The organism is Pseudomonas entomophila, assembly GCF_029478665.1.
Lineage (GTDB): Bacteria > Pseudomonadota > Gammaproteobacteria > Pseudomonadales > Pseudomonadaceae > Aquipseudomonas > Aquipseudomonas entomophila_F.
Genome location: NZ_JARPQB010000025.1, coordinates 43718 through 68245, shown reverse-complemented (window position 1 = coordinate 68245; position 24528 = coordinate 43718). Strand labels below are relative to the sequence as shown.

At 65.4% G+C, this 24528-nt stretch carries 19 protein-coding genes; 5 read left to right on the top strand and 14 right to left on the bottom strand.

The genetic code is table 11. The features are described 5' to 3' along the window. Positions 1 to 265: 265 nt before the first annotated feature. From P5705_RS14540 to P5705_RS14530, 3 genes are read left to right on the top strand one after another with little or no spacing between them, the layout of a single operon-like run. Positions 266 to 1504, top strand: coding sequence for an exonuclease SbcCD subunit D C-terminal domain-containing protein (locus tag P5705_RS14540; protein WP_277461532.1), 1239 nt, complete (start codon positions 266 to 268; stop codon positions 1502 to 1504). Continuing rightward, positions 1501 to 5145, top strand: coding sequence for an AAA family ATPase (locus P5705_RS14535; protein WP_277461531.1), 3645 nt, complete (start codon positions 1501 to 1503; stop codon positions 5143 to 5145). Before P5705_RS14540 ends, P5705_RS14535 begins: the two co-directional genes overlap by 4 nt. Further along, the gene (locus P5705_RS14530) at positions 5142 to 5735 is read left to right on the top strand and encodes a glutathione S-transferase (RefSeq protein ID WP_277461530.1); all 594 of its coding nucleotides are present in this window, start codon (positions 5142 to 5144) and stop codon (positions 5733 to 5735) included. The genes P5705_RS14535 and P5705_RS14530 overlap by 4 nt, the downstream gene beginning before the upstream one ends. A 157-nt stretch (positions 5736 to 5892) precedes the next feature. On the opposite strand, the gene P5705_RS14525 is transcribed toward P5705_RS14530, so the two are convergent. The 11 genes from P5705_RS14525 to P5705_RS14475 form a co-directional block, all read right to left on the bottom strand. After that, positions 5893 to 6069, bottom strand: a complete 177-nt coding sequence (locus tag P5705_RS14525) for a hypothetical protein (RefSeq protein ID WP_277461529.1) — start codon at positions 6067 to 6069, stop codon at positions 5893 to 5895. A gap of 231 nt (positions 6070 to 6300) precedes the next feature. After that, on the bottom strand, positions 6301 to 7428 hold the full coding sequence (locus P5705_RS14520) for a lactonase family protein (protein ID WP_277461528.1): 1128 nt from the start codon (positions 7426 to 7428) through the stop codon (positions 6301 to 6303). Beyond that, positions 7394 to 7681, bottom strand: a complete 288-nt coding sequence (locus P5705_RS14515) for a DUF5629 family protein (RefSeq protein WP_277461527.1) — start codon at positions 7679 to 7681, stop codon at positions 7394 to 7396. The genes P5705_RS14520 and P5705_RS14515 overlap by 35 nt, the downstream gene beginning before the upstream one ends. Before the next feature lie 106 nt (positions 7682 to 7787). Beyond that, entirely contained in the window at positions 7788 to 10190 is a 2403-nt protein-coding gene (locus P5705_RS14510; RefSeq protein ID WP_277461526.1) for an efflux RND transporter permease subunit, read from the bottom strand. After that, positions 10187 to 11203 carry a WD40/YVTN/BNR-like repeat-containing protein gene (locus P5705_RS14505; RefSeq protein WP_277461525.1) on the bottom strand — a complete coding sequence of 339 codons (1017 nt, stop codon included), beginning with the start codon at positions 11201 to 11203 and terminating at the stop codon, positions 10187 to 10189. Before P5705_RS14505 ends, P5705_RS14510 begins: the two co-directional genes overlap by 4 nt. Before the next feature lie 275 nt (positions 11204 to 11478). Then, positions 11479 to 14136 carry an aminopeptidase N gene (gene pepN, locus P5705_RS14500; RefSeq protein ID WP_277461523.1) on the bottom strand — a complete coding sequence of 886 codons (2658 nt, stop codon included), beginning with the start codon at positions 14134 to 14136 and terminating at the stop codon, positions 11479 to 11481. A gap of 12 nt (positions 14137 to 14148) precedes the next feature. Continuing rightward, positions 14149 to 14979, bottom strand: coding sequence for a DUF2797 domain-containing protein (locus P5705_RS14495; protein ID WP_277461522.1), 831 nt, complete (start codon positions 14977 to 14979; stop codon positions 14149 to 14151). Then, on the bottom strand, positions 14976 to 15236 hold the full coding sequence (locus P5705_RS14490; protein WP_011532970.1) for a YeaC family protein: 261 nt from the start codon (positions 15234 to 15236) through the stop codon (positions 14976 to 14978). The genes P5705_RS14495 and P5705_RS14490 overlap by 4 nt, the downstream gene beginning before the upstream one ends. Positions 15237 to 15249: 13 nt before the next feature. Beyond that, positions 15250 to 16128 (bottom strand): rhomboid family intramembrane serine protease, encoded by an 879-nt coding sequence (locus P5705_RS14485; RefSeq protein WP_277461520.1) that lies wholly within the window; start codon positions 16126 to 16128, stop codon positions 15250 to 15252. Continuing rightward, positions 16125 to 17096, bottom strand: a complete 972-nt coding sequence (locus P5705_RS14480; protein ID WP_277461518.1) for a metallophosphoesterase — start codon at positions 17094 to 17096, stop codon at positions 16125 to 16127. Before P5705_RS14480 ends, P5705_RS14485 begins: the two co-directional genes overlap by 4 nt. Then, on the bottom strand, positions 17096 to 17986 hold the full coding sequence (locus P5705_RS14475; protein ID WP_011532967.1) for an NAD(+) kinase: 891 nt from the start codon (positions 17984 to 17986) through the stop codon (positions 17096 to 17098). The genes P5705_RS14480 and P5705_RS14475 overlap by 1 nt, the downstream gene beginning before the upstream one ends. Positions 17987 to 18030: 44 nt before the next feature. Between P5705_RS14475 and P5705_RS14470 the strand changes: the two genes are divergently transcribed. Further along, complete coding sequence (locus P5705_RS14470; protein ID WP_277461515.1) at positions 18031 to 19011, top strand: DUF1853 family protein; 981 nt, start codon at positions 18031 to 18033, stop codon at positions 19009 to 19011. A gap of 40 nt (positions 19012 to 19051) precedes the next feature. On the opposite strand, the gene P5705_RS14465 is transcribed toward P5705_RS14470, so the two are convergent. After that, a complete protein-coding gene (locus tag P5705_RS14465) occupies positions 19052 to 20671 on the bottom strand; it encodes a WG repeat-containing protein (protein ID WP_277461514.1) in 1620 nt (539 codons plus the stop codon). Positions 20672 to 20845: 174 nt separating this feature from the next. Here P5705_RS14465 and P5705_RS14460 point away from each other — a divergent pair, with 174 nt between their 5' ends. Further along, positions 20846 to 21391 (top strand): cytochrome b, encoded by a 546-nt coding sequence (locus P5705_RS14460; protein ID WP_011532964.1) that lies wholly within the window; start codon positions 20846 to 20848, stop codon positions 21389 to 21391. Here P5705_RS14460 and P5705_RS14455 read toward each other — a convergent pair. Both P5705_RS14455 and P5705_RS14450 read right to left on the bottom strand, forming a co-directional pair. After that, positions 21382 to 22275: a 1-aminocyclopropane-1-carboxylate deaminase/D-cysteine desulfhydrase gene (locus tag P5705_RS14455; protein ID WP_277461513.1), complete on the bottom strand. Its 894-nt coding sequence runs from the start codon at positions 22273 to 22275 to the stop codon at positions 21382 to 21384. The genes P5705_RS14460 and P5705_RS14455 overlap by 10 nt on opposite strands. 164 nt (positions 22276 to 22439) lie before the next feature. Next, entirely contained in the window at positions 22440 to 24476 is a 2037-nt protein-coding gene (locus P5705_RS14450) for an NADPH-dependent 2,4-dienoyl-CoA reductase (protein WP_277461512.1), read from the bottom strand. Positions 24477 to 24528: the final 52 nt, after the last annotated feature.

Below are 24528 nucleotides of genomic sequence, written 5' to 3'. Positions count from 1 at the left end.
GCGCGCCACCCGCACGGCGCATCGCGGATGAATCCGCTCCTACACGATTGTTTCAGGCCAATCATGCCTGGGAGGGTCCAAAGGTGCGGCACGTTGCAATAGCTGTAGGAGCGGATTCATCCGCGATGCGCCGCGCGGGCGGCGCTCGATCTCAAGAGCGCTGCAAGGTTCTCGGCAGGCACATCACGGCAGCGACCTCGCCCGCCAATGAGTTACCATACCGCCTCATTTCAAAGCCCCCCGCCGCTCACCCAACAGGTCACCCATGCGTCTGTTTCACACCTCCGACTGGCACCTGGGCCAGAGCCTGCACGGCCAGGAACGCGACTTCGAACACGCCTGTTTCCTCGACTGGCTGCTTGGCCAACTGCGCCTGCGCCAGCCCGACGCGCTGCTGATCGCCGGCGACATCTTCGACACCGTCAACCCGCCGGTCAAAGCCCAGGAACGGCTGTACGACTTCATCGTCCAGGCCCACGAGCAACAGCCCAAGCTGGATATCGTGATGATCGCCGGCAACCACGACTCCGGCTCGCGCATCGAACTGCCGGCGCCCCTGATGCGGCGCTTGCGCACCCACGCCCTGGGCCGGGTGCACTGGCTCGACGAAGGCCAACTGGACACCGAACGCCTGCTGATCCCGCTGACCAACGCCCGCGGCAAGGTCGGCGCCTGGTGCCTGGCCCTGCCCTTCCTGCGCCCCGCCGAAGTCACCGGCCCCGCGCTGGGCGACGATTACCTGCAAGGCATCACCCAGGTGCACGAGCAACTGATCGCCGCCGCGCAGGTTAAACGCAAGAAGGACCAGGCGCTGGTCGCCATCAGCCACGCGCACATGGCCGGCGGCAGCATCTCGGAAGACTCCGAACGCAGCCTGATCATCGGCAACGCCGAAGCCCTGCCGGCGCGCCTGTTCGACAAGGCCATCAGCTATGTCGCCCTCGGCCACCTGCACAAGCCGCAGAAGGTCAATCGCGAGGAGCGCATCCGCTACAGCGGCGCGCCGATCCCGCTGTCGTTCGCCGAGATCAACTACCCACACCAGGTGCTCGAAGTGGAGCTGGACGGCAGCGAACTGGTCAGCGTCGAGGCGCGGCCAGTGCCACGCGCCGTGGCGCTGCGCCGGGTCGGCCCGGCACCCTTGAGTGAACTGCTGGAACAATTGGCCGAGCTGCCGGTGATCGACCTGCTCGAAGACCCTAACCGCCAGCCCTGGCTGGAGGTGCGCGTGCGTCTGGATGAGCCGCAACCGGACCTGCGCCAGCAGATCGAAGGCGCCCTGCAGGGCAAGGCCGTGCGCCTGGTGCGCATCAGCGCCGAATACGCCGGCAGCGGCCGTGATGAAGATGACGAGCAAGCCTTCGTCGAACTGGCCCAGATGACCCCGCAAGACCTGTTCGGCCGCGCCTGGGAGCAGGCCTACGGCAGCACCGCCGACGAACAGGCCCTGGCCGATTTCGCCGAACTGCTGCAAGACGTCCTGCACGAGGAGGAGCAGCCATGAAGATTCTCGCCATCCGCCTGAAGAACCTGGCCTCGCTGGCCGGCCCGGTCGAAATCGACTTCACCGCCGAACCCCTGGCCAGTGCCGGGCTGTTCGCCATCACCGGCCCTACCGGCGCCGGCAAGAGCACCCTGCTCGACGCCCTGTGCCTGGCGCTGTTCGGCACCGTGCCTCGGCTCAATGACATCGCCCGGGAAGCCAAGGTGCCCGACGCCGACGGCGAAATTCCCACCTCCGATCCGCGCAATCTGCTGCGTCGCGGCGCCGGCAGCGGTTTCGCCGAGGTGGACTTCGTTGGCATCGATGGCTGCCGCTACCGCGCCCGCTGGGAAACCAACCGCGCCCGCGAGAAAGCCAATGGCAAGCTGCAGAACAGCCGCCAGAGCCTCTATGACCTGGACAGCGAACAGCTGCTGGGCAGCGGCAAGAACGAATACAAGCAACTGGTCGAAGCGCGCCTGGGCCTGAACTTCGAACAGTTCACCCGTGCGGTGATGCTGGCCCAGAGCGAGTTCGGCGCGTTCCTCAAAGCAGATGACAAGGAACGCAGCGAGCTGCTGGAAAAGCTCACCAACACTGCGATCTACACCCGCCTCGGCCAACGCGCATTCAGCAAGGCCCGGGAATCCGGCGAAGTGCATAACGACCTGAAGAAGCAGGCCGAGCACCTGCTGCCGATGGAAGGTGAAGCCCGCGCCGCCCTCGACCAGCAGCTGGAGCAATCGCTGCAACAGTTCAAGGCTGACCAGGCACGCCAGCGTCAACTGGAACAACAACGTACCTGGCTCGACGAGCAGCGCCGCTTGCAGGCCCAGCACTCCGAGGCCGGCGACGCGCTGCTAGCCGCCGAACACGACTGGCAGCAGCTGGCCGAGCAGCGCCTGGACCTGCAACGGCTGGAGCGCCTGGCCCCACAGCGCCACCAGTTCCATCGCCAGCAGACCCTCGCCGCGCAACTGACGCCCCTGCTGACGGAGATCGATCAGCAGCAGCACCAGCAAAATACACTGCAAGCCCGCGCCAGCGAACTTGAGCAGGCACTGGAAGCAGCACGCCAGGCCCTGGCCCAGCACCAGGCCCAGCACAGCGAGAACGCTCCGCGCCTGCGCCAGGCCTTCACCGTCCAAGGCGACGTGGCTCGTCTCGACAATGAACTGGCCGAGCAAGGTGATGCGTGTCAGCACGCCGAACAAGCCGCAGGTGAAAGCCAGCAACAGCTGCAACAGCTTGAAGAGCATCAGTTGCGCAGCCAGCAACAACTGGCGCAGATCGACGCCGCCCTGGCCGCAAGCCAACACCTGGGCAGCCTCGCCGACGCCTGGCAGGCCTACCTGCCGCAGTTGAAGCAGGTGATGCTGATCGGCGGACGCCTGGCCCAGGGCCGTGAAGAATTGCCCGGCCTGCAAGCGCTGGCCAGCCAGGCCAACGCCCAGTTGCAAACCCAGCGCGATGCGTTCGAACTGTTGTTCCATGAAGCCGGGGCCGAGCCCCAGGCCCTGGCCGAGCAGATCGACTTGCTCGGCGGCATGCTCCAGGAAAACCGCAAGCAACAACGCACCGTTGAGGAAGTCGCACGCCTGCACGGTCGCGAGCTGGAACTGCGCCAGGGCATCGCAGCGCTGCGTGAACGCCAGCAGCAAGCCATGCAGCAGCGCCAGCAACTGATCACCGAAGGCACCGCCGCCAAGGCCGAACTGGAAGCGGCCGAACAGGCCCTGACCCTCACCCGCCAGTTGCTGGAGCGCCAGCGCCTGGCACGCAACACCAGCGTCGAGGAACTGCGCGCGCAATTGCGCGATGGCGAGCCCTGCCCGGTGTGTGGCAGCGCCGAGCACCCGTTCCATCAGCCCGAAGCCCTGTTGCACAGCCTTGGCCGCCATGACCAGGCCGAAGAGGACGCCGCGCAGAAGCGCGTTGAACAGCTGGGCGCCACGCTGGTGGAACTGCGCACCCAGCTGGGCGTGGTCAACGCCCAGCTCAAGGACTACCAGCAGCAACAGGTACAGTTCGCCGAACAACTGCAACCCGTGGTCGAGCAGGTCCAGGCCCACGCCCTGTGGCCCGCCCTCGCCCCGCAGGATGACAAGGCCCGCAGCGCCTGGCTCGATGGCCAGTTGCGGCGCCTGGACGAAGAGATCAGCCGCGACGAGAAACGCCAGGGCGCATTGCTCGCCCTGCAAAAGGACGCGGCGCGCCTCAACCAGCAGTTGCAGGCCGCCAGTGACGCCCAGCAGCAAGCGCAGCGCCACCTCGAACAGCAGCACCAGGCCCTGGCCACCGACGAGCAGCAGCTCGAGCAAGGGCTGAACGATCTCGCCAGCGTGCTGCCCCAGGACATCCTCCAGGCCCTGCGCGACGACCCGGCCAATGCCTTCCTCGGCCTGGACCAGCAGATCGCCCTGCGCCGGCAACAGCTCGACCAACGCAAGGACGAACAGGAAGAACAGCAAGGCCGTCAGGGCCAGCTGGACAAGCTGCGCGATCAGCAGCAGAACCGTCAGCACAGCCTGCAACAGCTGCAACACAAGCTCACCGCCTTGGGCGGACAGCACCAACAGGCACGCACCACGCTGGGCGAGCTGCTTGGCGAGCAACCCACTGCCGAAGCCTGGCAGCAGCACATGGACACGCAGCTGGAGCAGGCCCGTGCCGTCGAAGCAGATACTGCGCAGCGCCTCCAGGCGCTGCGCACCGAAGCCCTGGAACTGACCGGTGAATTGAAGGCCAACCACCAGCGCCAGCAAGCACTGGAGCAAGAGCACCAGCAGCTGCAGGGTGAAATCGCCCAATGGCGCAGCGAGCACCCCGAGCTCGACGACGCAGGCCTTGATCGCCTGCTGGCCATCGACGACGCTCAACTGGGCGAGCTGCGCCAGCGCTTGCAAGCCACGGAAAGAGCCATCGAGCAAGGCCGCGTGCTGTTGCAGGAACGTGAACAACGCCTGCAGCAGCACGCCACCCAAGCGCAGGCCGACATGCCGGTTGAAACGCTGGAGCAGACGTTCGCCGAGCTCCAGCAGCAACTGGCGGCCCAGGAACAACACTGCGCCGAACTGCGTGCCCGGCAGGCCGACGACCAACGCCGACAACAAGCGCACCAGACGCTTTCCGAGCAGATCGACCAGGCCTATCGCCACTGGCAACGCTGGGCACGCCTGAACGCACTGATCGGCTCGGCCTCCGGCGATGTGTTCCGCAAGATCGCCCAGGGCTACAACCTCGACCTGCTGCTGCACCACGCCAACAGCCAGCTGCGCCAACTGGCGAAACGTTATCGCCTCAAGCGCGGCGGCAGCGCCCTGGGCCTGCTGGTACTGGACACCGAAATGGGCGACGAACTGCGCTCGGTGCACTCGCTGTCGGGCGGCGAAACCTTCCTGGTCTCGCTCGCCCTGGCCCTGGGCCTGGCGTCGATGGCCTCGAGCACCCTGCGTATCGAGTCGCTGTTCATCGACGAAGGCTTCGGCAGCCTCGACCCCGAGTCGCTGCAACTGGCCATGGACACCCTCGACGGCCTGCAGGCCCAGGGGCGCAAGGTGGCGGTGATCTCCCACGTGCAGGAAATGCACGAGCGCATCCCGGTGCAGATCCAGGTGCGCCGCCAGGGCAACGGCCTGAGCGACGTGGAGGTGTGCGGGTGATTCTCTACTCGTTCCGCCGCTGCCCCTGGGCCATGCGCGCGCGCCTGGCCCTGCGCTATGCCGGGTGCGACGTGCAGGTTCGGGAAGTGAAGATGAAAGAGAAGCCGGCCGAACTGCTGGCGTTGTCGCCCAAGGGCACGGTGCCGGTGCTCGACACCGGGGATGGCGTGCTGGAGGAAAGCCTGGACATCATGCGCTGGGCACTCGACCGGCATGACCCCGAGGACTGGCGCCTGCAGGCCGATCCTGCGGCGGCGCGCCAGGCCGATACGCTGATTGCACGCAACGACAGCACGTTCAAGGCGCAGGTGAATCTGTACAAGTATGCCGAGCGCTACCCCGAGCACACGCGGGCGCATTACCGCCAGCAGGCCGAACCGTGGCTGGCGGAGCTGGAGGGCCTGCTCGATGGCCGCCCCTACCTGCTCGCCGACCACCCGAGCCTGGCCGATGCCGCCCTGTTGCCCCTGATGCGCCAGTTTGCCGGGGTCGAACCCGAGTGGTTCGCCGAGGCGGCTTATCCGCGGCTGCGGAGCTGGTTGCAGGGCTGGTTGGCGTCAGACCTGTTCAAGGCCGTTATGGCCAAGTGATAAAGCTTGCTGCTCAAAGCGCCAAGATTGGCGCGGACATCAACAACAGCACTACCGCCGTGATACGCCACATCATGATCTGCCCCTTTGGCGAGTCAAAAATATAGCGTCAAATTAAATCACATGGCTTTGTGCCATTACCAATGCCTTTACACACTCAATTGGAGTGCTTGCTCAGGGCGGCGTGGAAGTGCGCGCTCTGCTGCAGGTATTTCTGGGTGTAGCTGTGGGTGCTCGACGCCTTGCCACTCGACTCCAACTGGGCGTGGGCTGGCAGCACGACGGAAGCGGAAATGGCGGAGGCGGCAATGACCGGGAAGAGATTGAAGTTCATGGGGGCGGACCTCGACATCGGGTGGTTTGACAGTGGCCCGTCGGGGCCTTGGGTCAAAACTTACGCCGATGGGCCCGCCCACAGAAATTCATTGCGGCAGTAGCGAATATCACGGCAATCGATAATTGGAAGGTGCAGCGCTGGCGGCCTCTGTAGGAACGGCTTTAGCCGCGAACACCGGCGAAGCCGGTGCCTGACACCGCGTCGGTTGCTTCGCGGCTGAAGCCGCTCCTACAGGAATTTGAGGTCCGAGGGTGCTGGTTGGGCGAACTTCTGCACGGTGTCTCCGAGCTTGCCGCTACGCGGATCGCGATGAATGACGACGATCTGGTCGCTCTTCTGATTGGCCACCAACAGGTAGTTGCCACTGGGGTCCAGGGCGAACTCCCGGGGGTGGTCACCCTCCACCGAACGATGCTGCAGCACACTGAGCTGGCCATCGTCCTTGCCCACGGCAAATACCACGATCTCATTGGCAGTACCGCGGTTGCTCACATAGAGAAAACGGTCATCGGCAGAGAGGTGCAGGCCGCCAGCGGCCTTCGCCGCAACATCCTTGCTTTCGGTCAGCGCCAGGCGCTGGCGCTCGACCAGGGCGCCGTCCTGTACATCGAACACCACCACTTCGGCACTCATTTCCAGGGTCAGGTAGGCATGCCGGCCCTTGGCGTCGAACAGCAGGTGTCGAGGCCCGCTGCCGGGCGGCAGGCTGACCGAGGCCGGGATCGCCGGGCTCAGTGGATGCTCGGGGCTGGCGCCGTCGTAGCGATAGATGAATACCTTGTCTGCGCCCAGGTCGCAGGCATAGAGGTGACGCCCATCGGGTGACGGCACAAGCGCATGCACATGGCCCCCCGCCTGACGTTCGAGGTTTACCTTGCTCGGCGCGTGCCGCGCCTGCTGCACCACTGGCTTGAGCTTGCCATCCCTGGCCACCGGAATGACCACCAGGCTGCCACCCGGGTCTGGGGCGACGGCGTAATTGGCGACGAACAGGTAGCGCTGGTCGTGACTGAGGCTGGCGTGGGTCGGCTCGTCGCCCTGGCTGGGCACCTGGTTCAGCGGCTTGATCTCGCCTTTCCTGCCCAACGAGAAGCTGCTGACATGGCCCTGCAGCGTTTCGTTGACCGCGAACAGCAGGCGCTGGTCGGCTGACAGCACCAGCCATGAGGGGCTGACGCTCTTGACCACTTGCCGTGGCTGAGCGGCGATCTGGCCAGCGCGCTCATCGAAGTCGTAGCGATAGATGCCCTGGCTGCCGCCATCGGTATAGCTGCCCACCAGCAAAGTCGCTGCATGGGCGTCGATCATCAGGGTCATCAGGCTAGCGGTCAGCAGGCGTGTCCATTTCCTGTTCATCGTCTTCTTCATCCGGGGCGCGGAATGCACTCATACAGACTAGACGATGCTCGCCGTCGGCACTGCTCAGGCTCCAGTCATCGCCCGAGCCCGTGGCGGCAGCGATCTGGTCGGGGGTGAAGGCCCAGCGGCGCAACTGGCGACCGTCCATGCATTCGATGGTCAGGCCGGTTTCGTCGAAGGTGAAGTCGAAGGCGTGCAGGCCGTCGATCAGGAGCATGTCGCAGGATTCGAGGGCAGTGGCGAGGGTCATGAGGGCACCTGGGGAGCAAAAGGTGGCCATTATAGCCGGGTTCGTCGACAAGCCGGCTCCTACAATGACCCGTAGGAGCCGGCTTGCCGGCGAACTGGCCACGACATCAGTGGGCGAAGATCGACCCGCCCTCCTTGCCCGCCAGCTTGCCTGGCTTGATCAGGAACCGCGCCAGCGCCGGCAGCAGCCACAGGGCGCCGAACATGTTCCACAGCAGCATGAAGGTCAGCATCAGGCCCATGTCGGCCTGGAACTTGATGGCCGAGAAGATCCAGGTGCACACGCCGATTGCCAGGCACAGACCGGTGAACAGTACCGCCTTGCCGGTGGAGCGCAAGGTCTCGTAGTAGGCCTCCTGCAACGGCAGGCCGGCGCGCAGGAAGCTCTCCAGGCGGCTGTAGATGTAGATGCCGTAGTCCACGCCGATGCCCACGCCCAGCGCCACCACCGGCAAGGTGGCGACCTTGACGCCGATGCCCATGAACGCCATCAGCGCGTTGCCCAGCACCGAGGTCAGCACCAGCGGCAGGACGATGCACAAGGTCGCGGCGAAGGAGCGGAAGGTGATCATGCACATCACCGCCACGCAGATGTAGACGAGGATGAGAATGGTCAGCTCGGCCGACTTGATCACCTCGTTGGTGGCCGCCTCGATGCCGGCGTTACCCGCCGCCAGGAGGAACTGCAGCCCTTCCTTGTTGTGGCTGTCGGCAAAGGTCTTGGCGGCCGCGGTGACCCGCTCCAGCGTTTCGGCCTTGTGGTCGTTGAGGAACACCAGCACCGGCGCCAGCGAGCAGTCGGCGTTGTACAGGCCATCGGCGCGGGCGATGGAGTTGTTGAGGATGTCCGGGTTGCGCGACAGCGTCTCCCATTTCAGGCTGCCCTCGTTCATGCCCTTGATGACCTGCTTCGACACGGTCACCAGGGAGATGGTCGACTGCACCCCGGGGGTGTTGTCCATGGTCCACATCAACTCGTCGATCGGTGCCATGGTCGAGTGGATCGAGCACTGCTCGGCCGGGGTCTTGACCATGATCACCAGCACATCGGAACTGGTGGAATAGTTGCTGATGATGAAGCTGTTGTCCTGGTTGTAGCGCGAGTCCGGGCGCAGCTCCGGCGCGCCCTGGTCGAGATCGCCGATCTTCAGGTTCTGGCTGTACCAGAGGCCACCGGCGAAGGCCAGCAGGGCCAACACCACGGACACCGGCGCCACTTTCGGGCTGGCGAAATTGGCCAGCAGGCGCCAGAACGGATGCTCGCGGGTGGCGTCCTTCTTACTGCGGGCGATGGCCTTCTGGCTGATGCCGACATAGCTGATCGCCACCGGCAGGAGAATGAGGTTGGTAAAGACGATCACCGCCACGCCGATCGAGGCGCCGATGGCCAGCTCGCGGATCACCCCGATGTCGATGATCAACAGGGTGATGAAGCCGACGGCGTCGGCGAGGATGGCGATCATCCCCGGCAGGAACAGCTGGCGGAAGGTGCGCCGCGCGGCGGTCAGGGCGTTGTCGGCGTCACTCGATTGCAGGGCGATGCCGTTGATCTTCTGCACCCCGTGGGAGATGCCGATGGCGAAGATCAGGAATGGCACCAGCATCGAGTACGGGTCGAGCCCGAAGCCCACCGCATGCATCAGCCCCAGCTGCCAGACCACCGCCACCAGGGTGGTGATGAGCACGGCGATGGTGCTGCGGATGCACCAGGTGAACCAGTACAGCAGCGCCCAGGTGATCACCAGCGCGACGCCGAAGAACATCGCCACCATCACCAGGCCGTCGATCAGGTCGCCGACCTTTTTCGCGAAGCCGACGATGTGGATCTTCACGTTCGGGTTCTGCGCCTGGAACTTGTCGCGGATCTTTTCTTCCAGCTGATGGGAGAACTGCTGGTAGTCGAGCTTGACCTGCCTGCCCGGGTCTTGCGGGTCGGGGAAGCTTTCCAGCAGCGGGATGTCGACGATGCTCGACTTGAAGTTGTTGGCCACCAGGCGCCCGACCTGGCCCGACTTGAGCACGTTGTCGCGCAGGGTGTCGAGGCTGTCCTGCGAGCCGTTGTAGGTGTTGGGGATGACCTCGCCGCCGGAGAAGCCCTCTTCGGTGACCTCGCTCCAGCGCACGCTGGGGCTCCACAGCGACTTGAGGGCAGCACGGTCGACGCCGGGAATGTAGAACACCTCGTCGTGGATCTGGCGCAGCGTCTCCATGTAGTCCTTGTCGAAGATGTCGCCGTTGACCGCCTCCACCGACACCCGCACGGTGTTGCCGAGGTTGGCCAGGTCGTTGCGGTGCTCGAGCATCTGTTCGATGAACGGGTGCTGCAGCGGGATCATCTTCTCGAAGCTGGTGGAGGGGCGAATCTGCGTGGCCTGCCAGAACAGGAAGATGCTCACCAGTACACAGAGGGCGATGACCACGGGGCGGTTGTTGAAGATCAGGCGCTCGAGCAGCGTGGCCTTGTCCTTGTGGTGCTGCTGGTGCATGTCGAAGCTCTCCCGGCTAGTCATGGACGCACCTCCCCGGTGCCATCGGCCGAGGCCAGGTGCACGCCGCCCTGCCCGACCAGCAGCAGGCCACCGCCGGCCAGGCCGCTGACCCCGGCCAGGGCGATGCGATCGGTGCGGTTGCGCACACTGAACGTTTGCCCGTCGTCATGGCTGCGCAGCACGCTGCCGCCATTGCCGACCAGCACCAGGCTGCCGTCATCGAGAAGCGTAGCGCTTGCCAGGCCGAATTCGAGCGGGCCGCGTTCGGCCTGCAGTTCGATCGGTTGCCAGGTGTCGCCGAAATCGGTCGAACGGAACAGGTTGCCGCGCAGGCCGTAGGCCAGAAGCGTGTTGGGTTGTGCGGTGCCGATCACACCAAACAGCGAGCCCTGGTAGGGGCCTTCGACCTTCGACCAGACCTGGCCGTTGTCGCTGGAGCGGAACATGCTGCCCTGCTCGCCAACGATGAACAGGCCGGCGTCCTTCACCGTGGTGATGGCGTTGAGGTGCAGTTGGTCGGGGTTGTCCAGGCGTTCGGCGACGTCCTGCCAGTGCAGGCCACCGTCGAGGGTTTCCAGCAGGGCGCCATAGGCGCCGACAGCGAAGCCGTGCTGCGGGTCGAGGAAGCGAACGTCGAGCAAGGGGGCTTCGCGGGAGAGGTCTTCGAACTGTTTGCTCCAGGTCGCGCCGCCATCGCTGCTGGCAAGAATTTGCGCATCATGGCCGACGGCCCAGCCGCGCTTGTCGTCGAGGAAGAACACCGCGGTAAGCAGTTGCCGGGTGGGCACCCGGGCTTGCGTCCAGGTCTTGCCCTGGTCGTCGGAGAACAGGATATGGCCGCGGTCACCGACCACCACCAGACGCTTGCCTGCATGGGTGGCGCCGATCAGCAGGCTCTGGCTGGCCTTGGGCGACTCGGTCGAGTATTGCTCGGCGGCCACCGCCGCCAGGGCGTTGCCTGCCCCGATACCCAGCGCCAGTGCCAGCATCGCGCTGGCTGCCAGCGTGTGGCGAACCGTTGTCCGCTCTCTCATGACTGCCCCCTGTTGTGTTCTTGTGGTGGGTCAATCTATTGCCAGGTACTGCGAAAACCCTGTTCCAGAGCCCTGGAATAGCTTCGGGCCATGCTATCGGGATTGTCCGACAGAACACAACGAGCGGGACGTTATGTTTTGTTAACCACAAAAAACCGGGGCCGCCTTGCGGCCCTTTCGCGGCACAAGGCCGCTCCTACAGAAGATCGCGGTCCCCTGTAGGAGCGGCCTTGTGCCGCGAAAGGGCTGCGCAGCAGCCCCAATGTCGACCAGGCTTACGCCAGGCTCTTGCTCACCACTTCATACACATCGCTGGACAGCGCCCCGGACGCGAGAATCCGCTCCAGCTCGCCCTTCATCAGCGCCTGGCGCTTGTCGTCGTACTTGCGCCAGCGAGTCAGCGGCGCCAGTTGACGCGAAGCAATCTGCGGGTTGAGCGCATTGAGTTCAATCACCAGGTCCGCCAGGAAGCCGTACCCCGAACCATCGACGGCGTGGAAGTTGACCAGGTTCTGCCCGGCGAAGGCGCCGACCAGTGCCCGCACCTTGTTCGGGTTCTTCAAGGTGAAGGCCGGGTGCTGCATCAGCGCCTTGACCCGCGCCAGCCCGCCTGGCAGCGCGCTGGCCGCCTGCACGCTGAACCATTGGTCCATGACCAGCGGGTTGTCCTTGAAGTGCTCGGCGAAGGCTTCCAGCGCCTTGCCCCGCTCGGCTTCGAACGGCGAATTGACCAGCACCGCCAGCGCGGTCAGGCGCTCGGTCATGTTGTCGCACTGCTCGAACTGCTCCAGGGTCGCTTCCAGCACCTGCGGCTTGCCACCCAGCATCAGGTACGACAGGGCGATGTTCTGCAGGCTGCGGCGGGCGAAGTGCTCGGCCGAGGCCACGTACGGGGTCTTGCGCGAGGCCTCGCGGTTGTCCTGGTAGCGCAGCCACAGGGCATCGAACAGCTGCTCGGCGATCTGCTGGCGGGCGAATTCGCGGGCGGCGTGGATCGCATCGACATCGGCCACCTGGCTGATCTCGGTGAGATAAGCCTCGCCCGGCAGCGAGAGCATCTCGGCGACCATGGCTGGGTCCAGCGCTTCGTTGCCCAGCACGGTGCCCAGGGCGGTGATCAGGCGCGGGTCGAGCTTGAGCGCTTCACCCCGCTGGTGCTGGCCGATCAGTTCCTGCAACACCTGCACCGACAACTGCTGCCCCGCTTCCCAGCGGTTGAAGCCGTCGCTGTCGTGCTGCATCAGGAACATCAACTGGTCGCGGTCGTACGGGAAGCTCAGCTTGACCGGCGCGCTGAACCCGCGCAGCAGCGATGGCAGCGGCTTGGCAGTGATGCCTTCGAAGGTGAAGGTCTGCTCGGCCTCGGTCACCGACAACACGCGCGAAGTGCCGACGGCCTGCGCTTCACCGGCCATGCGCAGCGGCAGGTCATTGCCCCGGGCGTCCAGCAGGCCCAGGGCCACCGGGATCACGAACGGCAGCTTCTCGACCTTGTCCGGGGTCGCTGGGCAGCTCTGGCGGAAGGTCAGGCTGTAGGTCTGCGCGGCGGCGTCAAACTGCTCGCTGACCTCCAGGCGCGGCGTGCCGGCCTGGCTGTACCAGCGCTTGAACTGGGTGAGGTCGACGCCGTTGGCGTCTTCCATGGCCTTGATGAAGTCGTCGGTGGTCACCGCCTGGCCATCGTGGCGCTCGAAGTACAGGTCGCTGCCCTTGCGGAAACCTTCGGCGCCCAGCAGGGTGTGGACCATGCCCACCACTTCCGCGCCCTTCTCGTACACGGTCAGGGTGTAGAAGTTGGAGATCTCGATGAAGCTGTCCGGGCGCACCGGGTGGGCCATGGGGCCAGCATCCTCGGCGAACTGGTGGGTGCGCAGGTAGGCGACGTCCTCGATGCGCTTGACCGTGCGCGAGTTCATGTCAGCGCTGAACTCGGCGTCGCGGTACACCGTGAAGCCTTCCTTGAGCGACAGCTGGAACCAGTCGCGGCAGGTCACGCGGTTGCCCGACCAGTTGTGGAAGTACTCGTGGGCGACCACGCCCTCGACCCGCTGGTGGGCGGCGTCGGTGGCGGTTTCGGCGCGGGCCAGCACGCAACTGGAGTTGAAGATGTTCAGGCCCTTGTTTTCCATGGCGCCCATGTTGAAGTCGTTGACCGCGACGATCATGAAGATATCCAGGTCGTACTCGCGACCATAGACTTCCTCGTCCCAGCGCATGGACTTCTTCAGGCTGACCATGGCGTGGTCGCACTTGTCGAGGTTTTCCGGCTCGACATAGATGCGCAGCGCCACATCACGGCCAGACTGACGGGTAAACGTGTCCTCGACGCACCATAGGTCACCCGCCACCAGGGCGAACAGGTAGGCCGGCTTCTTGAACGGGTCTTCCCAGGTCGCCCAGTGGCGGCCGTCTTCAGCCGGGCCGTCACCCACCGGGTTGCCGTTCGACAGCAGCACCGGGTAGCGATGCTGCTCGGCGATCACCGTGGTGGTGAAGGTGCTCATCACGTCCGGGCGGTCGAGGTAGTAGGTGATCTTGCGGAAGCCCTCGGCCTCGCACTGGGTGCAGAACATCTTGCCGGACTTGTACAGGCCTTCCAGCGCGGTGTTGCTCTCCGGATGGATCTTCACGCTGGTGTCGAGGGTGAAGTGCTCGGTTTTCGGCTGCACGGTCAGGTTGTCGTCGCTGAGCTGGTAGTCGCCCGCGTTCAGCTCGACATCATCCAGCGACGCCCGCAGCAGCTCCAACTGCTGACCGTCGAGTACCAGCGGCGGCAGGCCGGCGCCGCGCTCGGGGTTGCGGCGCATGACCAGCTGCGCATGAACCAGGGTGTGGTCCTCGAACAGCTCGAAGGTCAGGTGGGTCTCGTCGATCAGGTACTCGGGAGCCTGATAGTCCTTGAGGTAGATCACTTGCGGTTGTTCAGTGCGCATGGTGACGATCCTTTACTGGAGCACGGCCAGTTGATAGGCCGTGTACTTGCGAATGTTGATCACGCCGGTATCGAAGATCAGGTACTGGCCCTTGATGCCCAGCAGCGTACCCTCCACGACCGGGTCCTTGTCGAGGTTGAAGCTGACGATCTTTTTCGGGTAGGCCTCGACCGGGTAGCGCATCTGCACCACCTCGGCGTCGGGCAGCGGCTGGATGGCCTGCAACCCGAAACGCTCCTGCAGGCCACGGATACCGTCGGCGCAGGCGTCGAAGATCTGTTCGCGGATGACGGGCAGGTCGAGCACTTCGGCGTCGCCCTTGAGCAGCGCGCGCCAGTTGGTGCGGTCCGGCACCTGGCTGCGCAGCACATCCTCGACCAGCCCGGATTGCTGGCGGGTGGCCACGCGCATGATCGGCAGCGCCTGGCTGGCGCCCTGGTCGAGCCAGCGGGTGGGCAACTGGGTGGCGCGGGTGATGCCGACCTTGATACCCGACGAGTTGGCCAGGTACACCACATGGTCGGTCATGCAGAACTGCTCGCCCCACGACGGCTCGCGGCAGGTGCCGGCGTCGTAGTGGCAGCGCTCCGGGGCCATGATGCACACGTCGCACTGGGCCAGCTTGGTCATGCACGGATAACAGTAGCCCTGGCTGAAGCTGGTCTTGGTGCGCTTGCCGCAATGGGTGCAGTGAATGGCGCCGAGGTATTCCAGGCGGATCGACTGACCGATCAACGGGTTGACCGGCACCTCGGTGTCATCCAGGCGGAAACTGTATTGAACGACCGGTGCTTCCAGGCGCACCGCCATCTTGCTCAAAGAGCCACGAGCGAGTTCGATCAATGTACCGAGTCCGACTTGAACAGGATGTTGGCGATTGGCGCGGACTTCGAGGCGCATTCCTGCGGGCCCATGTAGCCGGTGCGCTGCTCTTCGGGAAGGTTCTTCATCTCCCAGGCGATCACCGCCTGCAGCGACAACTCTTTCTGTTCAGCCGTCAGTTTGCGGCCGTCGGACCATTTGCCGATTTCCACGGCCGTTTTCAGGCTCTCGTAGATCTCGGGGGTGATGTTTTCGATCATTTGCGCGAATGTGGACATGGGGTCTCCTCAGTCAGGCCGACAGTCTACGCCTGGCGAGCCATCCACCCAAGAGCCCGGTCAGGCATCCGATGAGCAACCCGCCAACATGGGCGGCGTTGGCAATCTGGCCAAAGCCGAGCTGGCCGACCACGCCGCTCAGGCAGATCAGCAGCCAGACCAGCATCATCACCAGCACGCCCTTGGGCAGGCTGAACTGCGGATTGGGCGCCAGCCACTGGTACAGCCAGACATGCCCGAGCAAGCCATAGAGTACGCCGGACAGGCCACCAAACAGACTTGGGCCGCTGCTGAAGTGCTGGGCCAGGTTGGACACCAGGCTGAACAGCAGGGTCAGCATCAGCAGCATCCACGGCCCTTGGCGCAATTCGATGCGCTTACCCAGCTCCCAGTACCACAGGCCGTTCATCGCCAGGTGCAGCACGCCGAAGTGCAGCAGCATCGGCGACACCAGGCGCCACCACTGGCCTTCGGCAAGCGCCTGGGGCAATGAGGTGAAGTAGATGTAGTCCCCCTGCACCTGGAATGGCAGGAAAGTGAACCAGGCGATGGTCGTGAGGTTGTCGCCCAGGCTGGTCAGGCCGGCCACCACCAGGCTCAGGAACAGGACCGTGGCGGTGACCTTGCAGGCACGGGCCTGCTCCTTGAGGGAGGGCACCGTGGGGGTGTCTGCCGGCAAGTCGGTTGCCACGGGGAGTTCCACATCGGCGTTGCCGTCGGGGAAGCGCTGGTACAGCTGGCGCACGTCGTCGGCCATGGCGGGGGGCGCCCAGAGCACTTGCTCCTCGCCCTCCTCCACCACCCGGTGCGGCACTTGCAGGCGACGCAGCAGGGCGACGAAGCCGCCGAGGTCGACCGTCAGCGGCAGGCGCAGTACTTCGATAACGTTCATTGACTGGCCTGCGGGCGTTCGACATCGACCCAGACGAACTTGTGCGGGTCGATGCGGGTTTCGTCATCCAGCCGGTAGGCCGCCAGCTTGCCGTACAGCACCGCGCTGTAGTCGAGGCAGGCCAGGTTGGCACGAATCGGCGCCGGCCGGCCGCTGCGCCAGTAATGGCCGACGAACAGCAACGGCTCGTCTTCGGCATAGCGCAGCAGGGCATTCTTCTGGCTGTGGCTGAGCGGCGTGCGGGCCACCTCGTCCGGCAGCGCATCGGGCTGGAACACGATGTCACCGTAGGTTTGCGGGTCTTCTTCCCAGAACTTGGTGCGGAAGAAGGCGCGGGTCAGACCATCGCCACCGGTGAGCGTCAGGCCATCCGGCAGGCGCATGTCGGTGCCGCGCAGCAGGCGGTTGCACACCGTGGCGGCGAAACTGCCTGCCACCGCCGAAGCCTGGACGAAATGCTCGTCGATACGCCCGTCGTGATACTGCTGGCGCAGCGGCTCGATCAGCTGGTGGTCCCAGCAGGCGTGCACCAGGCGGAACCGGCCGGCGTCGACGAACAGCGGCAGCTCGTAGAACCACTGGATGAAGTCGTGCCAGTCGCCGGGGTGCTGGGCGAACTGGGTGAGGGTTTCATCGATCAGGCGCGCATGGCGCGGCGTGTGCTCGCGGACGAACGCCTTGCCGCTGCCGGGCAGCGCCGGGGTGACCCAGCCCAGGGCGTTGTATTCATGGTTGCCCATGATGCAGAAGGCCTGGCCGGCCTCGACCATGTCGTGGACGATGTGCAGCGCCTCACGGATACGCGGGCCGCGGTCGACGATGTCGCCGAGGAACAGCGCCTGGCGCCGCGGATGGCGCCAGACCCCGCCCACCCGCTTGTAGCCGAGCGCATCGAGCAGGCGTTCGAGGGTGAGCGCACAACCGTGCACGTCGCCGATGATATCGAAACTGCGCGCCGGATCGAGCATCAGTCGTCCCTGCCTCCCAGGCGGCTGCCCCAGCCGAGCTTGGTGCGGCAGACCTCGTAGTAATTGTGGTCCAGCGGATGGATCAGGCGCAGTTTCTGCGGTTTCTTGCTCACCGTGATGGTGTCGCCGGGGGCGCAGGTGAAGTGGTTCTGGCCGTCACAGGAGACCTGCGGGTAGATCTGCAGGTCCTTCGACACCACGATCTTCAGCTCGCTATTGCCGTCCACCACGATCGGCCGGCCCGACAGCGTGTGCGGGTACATGGGCACGATGACGATGGCATCGAGCTTGGGGTGCATGATCGGGCCACCGGCGGACAGCGCGTAGGCGGTGGAGCCAGTGGGGGTGGCGACGATCAGGCCGTCGGCCTTCTGGCTGCAGACGAACTGGCCGTCGATGTAGATCTCGAACTCGATCATCCGCGTCGACTTGCCGGGGTGCAGCACCACGTCGTTGAGCGCGTCGCCCTGGCCGATGGCCTCGTTGTGGCGGCGCACTTCGGCTTGCAGCAGGAAACGGTTCTCGACCAGGTAGTGACCGTCGAGCACCTCGGCGACCTTCTCTTCCAGCTCGTCGGGGCGGATGTCGGTGAGAAAACCCAGGTTGCCGCGGTTGATCCCCAGCACCGGGATGTTGTGCCGGGCCAAGGCCCGGGCGGCACCCAGCAGGCTGCCATCGCCACCGACCACGATGACCAGGTCGCACACCTCGCCCAGCAGCTTGCGGGTGGAGGTCTGCAAGCCATGGCCGGGCAGCACTTCGGCGATGGTGTCCTCGAGGATCACGTGCAGGTGGCGCTCGAGGAGGAATTTTTTCAGTCGGCGGATGGTGTCGAGCACCTGGGAGCTGCCAAGGCGTCCGATGATACCGATATTGCGAAATTGCTCCATGGTGCTCCTGCGAGGCTCTGCGGCGGGGTGACAATGCCGCGATTATGGGCGAAAGGACCGGCCAGCGGCAAACCGGCTATGCTCGCAGGATGATGCCCTTCGCCGATCTGCAGCCCGTGCTCCGCCAGCTGCGCCAGCCTGCCGTGCGCGACCTGGCGTGGGCGGTCCTGTCGCCGCCGCTGCTGGACGACGCCTGCGCCCCGCAACGCCACCCGCTGAGCGCCAGCGCCTGGGCCGACGACCCTGGACAACTGGCCGACTGGCTGCGCGCGCTCGATCATGACCCCACGGTGCTGCTGGACTGGCTGTCGCGCCTGACCAGCCGACGCCTGGGGCTCTACTACGAGGCGTTGTGGCAGTTTGCCCTGCTCCAGGCCCCGGGCGTCGAGCTGCTGGCGGCCAACCTGGCGATCCGCGATGGCGGGCGAACCCTGGGCGAGCTGGACATCGTGCTGCGCGACCGTGAAGGCGCTCATCACCTGGAGCTGGCGATCAAACTCTACCTGGGGCCACCCAGCGGTGATGGCAGCGATCCGGACCAATGGCTTGGCCCGGGTTGCCATGATCGACTGGGAAGAAAGCTGGCACACCTGACGCAACATCAGTTACCCATGTCGAGCGGGCCACAGAGTCACGCCGTGCTGGCCGGGCTGGGCCTGGACCAGGTGCAGGCTCACCTCTGGCTTGGCGGTTATCTGTTCTACCCACACACGGGACGAACACAAGAGCCGAGCGGGGCCAATCCCGGCCACCTGCGCGGTGGCTGGATGCGCCATGGCGAATGGAACGTCGCCGACAACAGTTGCTGGCAGCCCCTGTCCCGCCAGGCATGGCTGGCGCCGGCGCGAATTGAAACATCGGCATGCTGGAGCACGGAACGCTTCGCTGCCTGGCGCGAAGGGCTGGAGCCCGATGCCCATGCACACCTGCTGACCCGACTGGAGCAGCAGGCGCAGGGGCACTGGGAAGAGGTCGAACGGATGTTCCTGGTGGCCGATGGCTGGCCTGACCTCCCCCCACGCTGAAACAGCCCCGCCGCCTTGCTGACGGCGGGGCGTTCACGCATCAGGACGCTTCGGCTACCGGCTCAGGCGCCGGGCAATGGGCCTGGGCATCCTTCGGCCACAGCACCTGGCCCTTGCCGTCGACCACCTGCTCCGCGCCGCAAGGCAGGCGGTTGGTGTCGAACACCACGCTGCCATCCAGGCGATACAGGGCGCGCAGCGTGCGCACCGCGTCGTCGCCATTGCCCTCGACCCGATAGGCGAAGATCGCGCCACGCGCTTCGTCGACCACCACGTCCTGCCATTTGGCGGGCACCAGCAACTTGCCATCCAGATCGTAGAGCGCGCGCACGGCATCCGACTTGCTGCCCTCGGCCGCCAGCAGGTGATGGCCGTCAGCAAGCAGCTTGAACGACACGAACTGCTCCGGCTTGACCAGCACCTTGCCCTTCTCGTCCATCAGGCCCACGGTGGCGGTCTCGTTCGGCATCCCCATGAACATCACGGTCTTCTTCGGCGATTTCAGCTCGGAGAAGGCATAGCGATTGGGCGCGACCAGGCCGATCTGCTGGTAGGTGGGCTGGAACACCACCTTGCCCTGGTCCAGGTCGATGGTCCCGTAGGTGGCCAGGAACATGTTCTGCAACTTGCCGATATGGTTGAAGCCCGGGCGATGGCCACTCATGCCGAGCTGGCCCATGCCGGCGTCGCCGATCGAATCGTACTCGGGCTGGATCAGCCATTTGCCGTCATGGCCGATCATGCCGGCCTTGCCACGGTCGTCCTCGGTGCGCGGCAACTGCACCATGCCGCCCACCTTGCCGAAGGTCTCGCAGCTCTGGTACTGCGCCTCGATCACCACCTTGCCCTGGTAGTCCAGGTAACCGCACGGTTTGTCGTAGCTGTCGCGGAAGGCCACCAAGCCACCGCCCGGCGTACCCAGCCAGCCCTTCTCGAGCGGGATCACCAGGTTGCCGGCGGCGTCCGCCAGGCCCTTGCCGGCAGCGCCCTCGCGGGAAACCACCAGGTGACCGTCGGCCGCGCTGACGATGGTGTCGAAGTCGAGCTTGCGCAGCACCTTGGTCTGCAGGTTGTAGCCCCAGTTCTCGCCCTGGCGCTCGGCCAGCACCCAGTTGCCGCGCTTGGCGAAGTCCTCGCGCACATACATCGAGTCGAACACCGCCTCGCTGACTTTCTCGCCCTGGGGCGTGAGGATGCCACGCAGTTCGCCGATCTCGTAGACGATGAAATCGTTGTCGCCGCCGACATAGACGGTGTCGAAGATGGCCGGCTGGACGTCCTTGCCCTGCTCGTCCATCACCCCGACCTTGCCATTGTGGTCATAGCCGAACAGGCCCGGGGTCAGGGTGTACAGCGAATCGGTGAGGTCGGCGCGGATCACCTGCTTGCCGTCGCCACTGGCCAGGTGCCAGTAATCGCCACGACCGAAGATGAAGGCGTTGCTGAAGGGCTGGGTGTAGAGCTGGGTGAACTCGCTGCCCGGCGCGACACGGAAGGCGCCGTTCTGGTCCAGTACCGCGCATTCGTCGTTCACGCACAGCGGAATGGTCAGGGCGGCAATCGGTGGCGTCTTGACCGCCGGGGCTTGCTCGCAGCCGGCGAGCAGCAGGGACAGGGCGCCGAACAGCGCGACCCGAGGGGTGGAGATGAGGTGTTTCATTGACACAGGATCCTTGTGCGATGGAAATCGGGTGCAGGCCCAAAGCCACCACCCAGCCCGCTGTGTCGGCCACGCTGGATAGATCTGAAGCAAACAAATTTTCATCCCAGCGATTAGAGTGGGAAACAGGCGCCAGCAAGAGCGCCCTTTCCGACCTGAAGACGAGGACCCACCATGGTTTCATCCACCCCCGCGGCCCACTACGCGCGGCTGTCGATCGCCCTGCACTGGCTGATGCTGGTGCTACTGGCCGCCGTGTACGCCTGCATCGAGTTGCGCGGCCTGTTCCCCAAGGGCAGCGCCGAGCGCGACCTGATGAAAGACCTGCACTTCATGCTTGGCCTGACCGTGTTCGTGCTGGTCTGGCTGCGCCTGGCCGTGCGCCTGTCGCGCCCCACGCCACCGATCGTGCCCAGGCCACCGGCCTGGCAGACCGGCCTGTCGCACCTGGTGCACCTGCTGCTGTACCTGATGATGATCGGCCTGCCGCTGGCCGGCTGGGCGATCCTCAGCGCCGCTGACAAACCGATCCCCTTTTATGGCCTGGATCTGCCGGCCATCGTCGCGCCTGATCCGGACCTGGCCAAGTTCATCAAGGGTTGGCACGAACGCATCGGCAGCTGGGGCTACTGGCTGATCGGGCTGCATGCCGTGGCAGGGCTGTACCACCACTACGTGCGGCGCGACAACACGCTGCTGCGCATGCTGCCCTACAAGTAACCCCGGCGCCCCTGCAGGCCACCGGTGTGCAGGAAGACCAGGCGGGTGCCCGGGCGAAAACGCCCGGCCTCGACCTGGTCACGCAGGGCCAATAGTGCCTTGCCGGTGTAGAGGGCTTCCAATGGCATGCCGGCCAGACTTTCGGTTTCGTCGATGAATGCCAGCAGCGCGTCATCGAGACGCGCAAAACCGCCCCGGCAAGCCTCATGCAACAGATAGCCCTCGCGGCCAGCCAATGCCATGACGGTCTCAGGCACCCCATGATCCAGTGGCACCGCAAGAGCGCCGTGGACCTCATGCCCGCCGGCCTCCGCCAGCACCAGGCCCGCCAGGGTGGTGCCGGTACCGGCCGCCAGCCACCAGGCGTCGTAGTCCGTCCAGCCCAGCGTGGCCAATTGTGCCTTGCACTGCTCGACGATCAGCCCGCAACCCTGAGCGCCCGCCAGCCCGCCACCGCCTTCGGGAATGCAATGCCAGCCCGGATAGCGGGCTTGCCAGGGCTGCCAGAAACCGGGCTCATGACGGGCGCGGTAGCCTCCGAAACCCAGCCAGTGCAGCTCCATGCCCAGTGCCCGCAGGTCCGTTACTGTCGGCGTCTGCTGCGGATGCCCACGTAGCAGGCCGACGGTGGCGAAGCCGAAACGCTTGCCGGCCGCTGCCAGGGCATGGAGGTGATTGGAATGGTTGCCGCCCAGGCTGATCAAGCCGGGTGCTCCAGCCTCACGGGCTTCAGCCAGGTGGTGGCGCAGCTTGAACCATTTGTTGCCGCTGATCAGCGGGTCGATCAGGTCCAGGCGCAGGACGGCGAGCTCGACCTGGGCGTGCTGGAGCCAGGGCAGGTCGAGGCGCTGCAAAGGGGCTTGGGGAAGGGAGAACTCGGGCATGGCGCGAGTCTATCAGGTGCCCCGAAAAGGATGACACAGGCTCTGTAGGAGCGGCTTTAGCCGCGATGCAGGCAACACGGTGCCTGGCACCCGCTTTGCGGGTGATCGCGGCTGAAGCCGCTCCTACAGAGGTTTTGCCCTATCAAAGGATTACGGTTTGCTGATCACAACTCAGCGGCCAACCGCGAACCCTGGTTGATCGCCCGCTTGGCATCCAGCTCGGCCGCCACGTCGGCGCCGCCGATCAGGTGCACCGACTGCCCGGCCGCCACCAGCCCTTCCTGCAGCTCGCGCAGCGGCTCCTGGCCGGCGCAGACGACAATGTTGTCCACCGCCAGCAACTGCGGCTCGCCTTCATTGATGCGCACATGCAGCCCGGCATCGTCCACGCTCAGGTACTCGACGCTGTTGAGCATCTGCACGTGCTTGTTCTTCAGGCCGGTACGGTGGATCCAGCCGGTGGTCTTGCCCAGGCCGTCACCCACCTTCGACTTCTTGCGCTGCAGCAGGTACACCTGGCGCGCCGGGGCATGGGGCTCAGGCTTGATGCCAGCGACGCCACCACGGGCCTCCAGCTGCGTATCTATACCCCACTCCTTCCAGAACGCCTCGCGGTCCTGGCTGGTGGCCACGCCCTTGTGCACGAGGTACTCGGACACATCGAAGCCGATGCCGCCGGCACCGATCACCGCCACCCGCTCACCCACCGGCTTGCGCTCCAGCAGCACGTCCAGGTAGCTGAGCACCTTGGCGTTGTCGATGCCCGGGATCGCCGGGGTGCGCGGGGCGATGCCGGTGGCCAGGATGATCTCGTCGTATTCACCCGCCACCAGCGCAGCCACGTCGACCCGGGTGTTCAGGCGCAGGTCGACACCGGTGCTCTTCACCTTGTTGCGGAAGTAGCGCAGGGTCTCGAAGAACTCTTCCTTGCCCGGCACACGCTTGGCCACGTTGAACTGCCCGCCGATCTCGCTGCCCGCGTCGAACAGGGTCACCTCATGACCGCGCTCGGCGGCCACCGTGGCAGCCGCCAGGCCCGCCGGGCCGGCGCCGACCACGGCGATACGCTTCACGGCGCGCACCGGCACATAGTTGAGCTCGGTTTCATGGCAGGCACGCGGGTTGACCAGGCAACTGGTCAGCTTGCCACCGAAGGTGTGGTCCAGGCAGGCCTGGTTGCAGCCGATGCAGGTATTGATCTCATCGGCGCGGCCTTCGGCCGCCTTGTTGACGAAGTCCGGGTCGGCCAGGAACGGCCGCGCCATGGACACCATGTCGGCATCGCCCTCGGCCAGCACCGCCTCGGCCACTTCCGGCGTGTTGATGCGGTTGGTGGTGATCAGCGGGATCTTCACCGCGCCACGCAGCTTGGCGGTGACCTTGCTGAACGCCGCCCGCGGCACCTTGGTGGCGATGGTCGGGATGCGCGCCTCATGCCAGCCGATACCGGTGTTGATCAGTGTCGCGCCGGCCTGCTCGATGGCCTTGGCCAGCACCACGATCTCGTCCCAGGTGCTACCACCCTCGACCAGGTCGAGCATGGACAGGCGGAAGATGATGATGAAGTTCGGCCCCACCGCTTCGCGCACCCGGCGCACGATCTCCACCGCCAGGCGCATGCGGTTCTCGTAGCTGCCGCCCCAGCGGTCGGTGCGGTGGTTGGTGTGGGCGGCGAGGAACTGGTTGATGAAGTAGCCTTCCGAGCCCATGATCTCGACGCCGTCGTAGCCGGCACGCTGGGCAAGGCTGGCGCAGGTGACGAAGTCACGGATCTGCTTCTCGATGCCCTCCTCGTCCAGTTCCTTGGGCTTGAACGGGTTGATCGGCGCCTGGATGGCGCTCGGCGCCACCTGTTTCGGGCTGTAGGCATAACGCCCGGCGTGGAGGATCTGCAGGCAGATCTTGCCACCGACCGCATGCACCGCCTCGGTGACGATACGGTGCTTGTCAGACTCTTCCTCGGTACTGAGCTTGGCCGCGCCGGAGTAAACGCCGCCTTCATCGTTCGGCGCGATCCCCCCTGTGACCATCAGGCCGACACCACCGCGGGCACGCTCGGCGAAATACGCCGCCATGCGCTCGAAGCCGCCAGGGCGTTCCTCCAGGCCGGTGTGCATCGAACCCATCAGGGTGCGGTTGCGCAAAGTGGTGAACCCCAGGTCGAGGGGGGCCAGCAGGTGCGGGTAACGGGCGTTTGCCATGGAGGGGCTCCACAGTTGGCGTGATCACGGAATGCGGGCGCCTCTTCCAGTC